This window comes from Streptococcus pseudopneumoniae (assembly GCF_001074975.1).
GTDB classification, from domain to species: Bacteria; Bacillota; Bacilli; order Lactobacillales; family Streptococcaceae; genus Streptococcus; species Streptococcus pseudopneumoniae_D.
On record NZ_JUUO01000069.1, the window covers coordinates 1 to 3000 of the forward strand.

The following is a 3000-nucleotide window of genomic DNA, read 5'->3' on the forward strand; positions in this document are numbered from 1 at the left end:
CTGACTTCGTCAGTCTTATCTACAACCTCAAAGCAGTGCTTTGAGCAACCTACGGCTAGCTTCCTAGTCTGCTCTTTGATTTTCATTGAATATGAGTAAATTTCTATCTTGATTTTCAGATAAAAATCTTTCCTTCTGCGGTCGCTTCTTACGCTTGAGAAGGGCTTCAGCCGACATGGCTTCTTCCTTACTGGCAAAACCTTGAGCATAGATAAGTTTGACTGGCAAGCGTGCTCGTGTATATTTGGCTCCCTTCCCACTATTGTGGACAGCGAGGCGTTTTCTAACGTCAGTCGTATAACCCGTGTAGTAGGACCCGTCACGGCACTCCAGCACGTACATATAAGCCTTATGATCCATAATAAATCTCTTCGAGTTCCGGCGTATAAGAGCCATCATCATTGTGGACAATGAGAGGTGGCAAGACCTTAAAGCCACTTGTCGAGCCATCTTTGATAGCCTCAATCAAGAGCATATTGGCTTCCTTTTCTCTTTTTGGATAAACAAACTGCAGGCGCTTAGGTGCTAAATTATGTCGTTGCAAGCTGTCCAAGATATCTAAAAGTCGATCAGGACGATGAACCATGGCCAAACGCCCATTAGACTTGAGAATACTCTGGGCACTACGACAGATTTCCTGCAAATTGGTCGTGATTTCGTGGCGCGCCAAGAGATAATGTTCACTCTCGTTCAGATTAGAATGAGGATCTACCTTGAAATAGGGCGGATTACACAAAATCATATCCACCTTACTTCCCTGTATACGAGAAGGCATATTTTTCAAATCATCACAGATGACCTCCATCTGTTCTTCCAAACCATTCAAACGGACAGAGCGTTCAGCCATATCCGCCAAACGCTCCTGAATCTCAACAGCCAAAATCTGTGCCTGAGTTCGAGTACTAGCAAAGAGTCCCACTGCTCCATTTCCAGCACAAAAATCCACTATTAAGCCCTTCTTAGGGAAACGTGGAAATCGTGACAAGAGAACACTATCCACCGAATAGCTAAAAACCTCTCTATTTTGAATGATTTTGATATCTGTCGAAAAGAGCTGGTTAATGCGCTCCCCTGATTTTAATAATTGTTCTTCTTCCATGGTTCTATTATAGCAAATTTATATTAACATTACAAAAATTAGAGATTTCTAACTAGTGCTTCTGATTCTTCAAATGTTGAAGGGCTTCCTTGGTCCAAATTGGCATCATTCGTTTGAGAGGAGCAAAGCCATAATTAAAACGGTCGCTTGAAAAGCGTCTCCGTCTCGGAAACTGGTGCTTTTCTTCCTCCAAAGTGCGGATAGAAAGACTAGCTTTCCCTGTAAATTCATCTAAATCTACTACCTGAACCTGAACCTCTTCATCGACTTTCAAGGCTTCATGGATATTTTCAATAAAGCCTGTCCGAATCTCTGAAATGTGAATCAGCCCTGTATCACCCGTCTCTAGCTCAACAAAGGCACCGTAAGGCTGAATCCCTGTAATACGGCCCTTTAGCTTATCACCGATTTTCATCTTAGTCCTCGATTTCAATTGTTTCAATCACAACATCTTCAACTGGCTTGTCCATGGCCCCTGTCTCAACAGCAGCAATGTCATCCAAGACAGCATAAGAAGATTCATCAGCTAGCTGACCAAAAACAGTATGACGGCGGTCTAAGTGAGGGGTTCCACCTTGGTTTGCATAGATTTCCGCAATCGGTTCTGGCCAACCTCCACGAGCAATTTCTTTTTTAGAATAAGGCAGGTGTTGATTTTGCACGATAAAGAACTGGCTGCCGTTGGTATTTGGACCAGCATTGGCCATAGAAAGGGCACCACGGATATTGTAAAGTTCTTCTGAGAATTCATCCTCAAATGATTCGCCGTAGATTGACTCGCCCCCCATACCAGTTCCAGTTGGGTCTCCACCTTGAATCATAAAGTCCTTGATAATACGGTGGAAAATGACACCATCATAGTAGCCATCTTTTGAAAGTGCAACAAAGTTAGCCACTGTTTTAGGAGCATGTTCAGGAAAGAGCTTGATACGCAAGTCTCCGTGATTGGTCTTAATAGTCGCGATAGGACCTTCTACTGTTTCAATGTCTACTTGTGGGAAATACAATTCTTTTTCTACCATACCAAATCCTTCTAAGGCATCAAAAATGCCATCTTCTTCTAATGTTTTTGTAATATAATCTGCTTTTTCTTTGATGTTATCATGAGAAATTCCCATGGCAACGCTGATTCCAGCATAATCAAAGAGTTCTAAGTCGTTGAGGCCATCTCCAAAAACCATGACGTTCTCTGGTTTCAAGCCAAGGTGTTCCACAACCTTTTCCACACCCGTCGCTTTGGAGCCTGAAATCGGAACAATATCAGACGAATGTTGATGCCAACGAACCATGCGAAGTTTATCAGAGAGACTGTCTGGCAAGTGCAAGTCATCTCCCTTATCTTCAAAAGTCCACATTTGATAGATGTCTTCTTTTTCATGAAAATCAGGATCCACATCCAAATCAGGGTAAATTGGATTGATAGCTTCACTAATCATATCGGTGCGGGTCGACAACTTGGCATCATGACTCCCACCCAAACCATACTCAATTCCTTCTTGCTTGGCCCAAGAGATATACTCTTCAACATCTGGCTTTTCAATCTGATGTTGGTAAATGACCTGACCTTTTTTGTCTTCGATATAGGCCCCATTTAAGGTTACAAAAAAATCAGGATTGAGGTCACGAATCTCCGGTACAACACCAAAAATCCCTCGTCCAGAAGCAATACCTGTTAAGATTCCTTTCTCACGTAACTGCTTAAAAACAGTCGGGATTGAAGCTGGAATAAAACCGGTTTGGGAATTTCGCAATGTATCATCAATATCAAAAAAGACAATCTTGATCTTCTTTGCCTTGTATCTTAATTTGGCATCCATCTCACTACCTCTTTCAATCTAATACTCAATGAAAATCAAAGAGCAAACTAGGAAACTAGCCGCAGGTTGCTCAAAGCACTGCTT

Annotated in this window: 4 protein-coding genes; all 4 read right to left on the reverse strand. The window is 42.2% G+C overall.

The annotated features are described in order from the left end of the window. Positions 1-63: 63 nt before the first annotated feature. Genes ADI86_RS03430 through ADI86_RS03445 form a run of 4 tightly spaced genes read right to left on the reverse strand, consistent with a single transcriptional unit; the run spans position 64 to position 2916 of the window. Positions 64-360, reverse strand: a complete 297-nt coding sequence (locus tag ADI86_RS03430) for a GIY-YIG nuclease family protein (RefSeq protein ID WP_049531803.1) — start codon at positions 358-360, stop codon at positions 64-66. Continuing rightward, the gene (locus tag ADI86_RS03435) at positions 350-1099 is read right to left on the reverse strand and encodes a tRNA1(Val) (adenine(37)-N6)-methyltransferase (protein WP_049531804.1); all 750 of its coding nucleotides are present in this window, start codon (positions 1097-1099) and stop codon (positions 350-352) included. Before ADI86_RS03435 ends, ADI86_RS03430 begins: the two co-directional genes overlap by 11 nt. A gap of 52 nt (positions 1100-1151) precedes the next feature. Next, positions 1152-1514 (reverse strand): S1 RNA-binding domain-containing protein, encoded by a 363-nt coding sequence (locus ADI86_RS03440; protein ID WP_000689591.1) that lies wholly within the window; start codon positions 1512-1514, stop codon positions 1152-1154. A 1-nt stretch (position 1515) separates the two neighbouring features. Further along, the gene (locus ADI86_RS03445) at positions 1516-2916 is read right to left on the reverse strand and encodes a bifunctional Cof-type HAD-IIB family hydrolase/peptidylprolyl isomerase (RefSeq protein ID WP_049531805.1); all 1401 of its coding nucleotides are present in this window, start codon (positions 2914-2916) and stop codon (positions 1516-1518) included. Between the last annotated feature and the right edge of the window lie 84 nt (positions 2917-3000).

Bases quoted from the DNA above. Each gene is read 5' to 3' on its own strand.
- ADI86_RS03430 (WP_049531803.1), bottom strand. From the start codon at position 360: ATGGATCATAAGGCTTATATGTACGTGCTGGAGTGCCGTGACGGGTCC.
- ADI86_RS03435 (WP_049531804.1), bottom strand. From the start codon at position 1,099: ATGGAAGAAGAACAATTATTAAAATCAGGGGAGCGCATTAACCAGCTC.
- ADI86_RS03440 (WP_000689591.1), bottom strand. From the start codon at position 1,514: ATGAAAATCGGTGATAAGCTAAAGGGCCGTATTACAGGGATTCAGCCT.
- ADI86_RS03445 (WP_049531805.1), bottom strand. From the start codon at position 2,916: ATGGATGCCAAATTAAGATACAAGGCAAAGAAGATCAAGATTGTCTTT.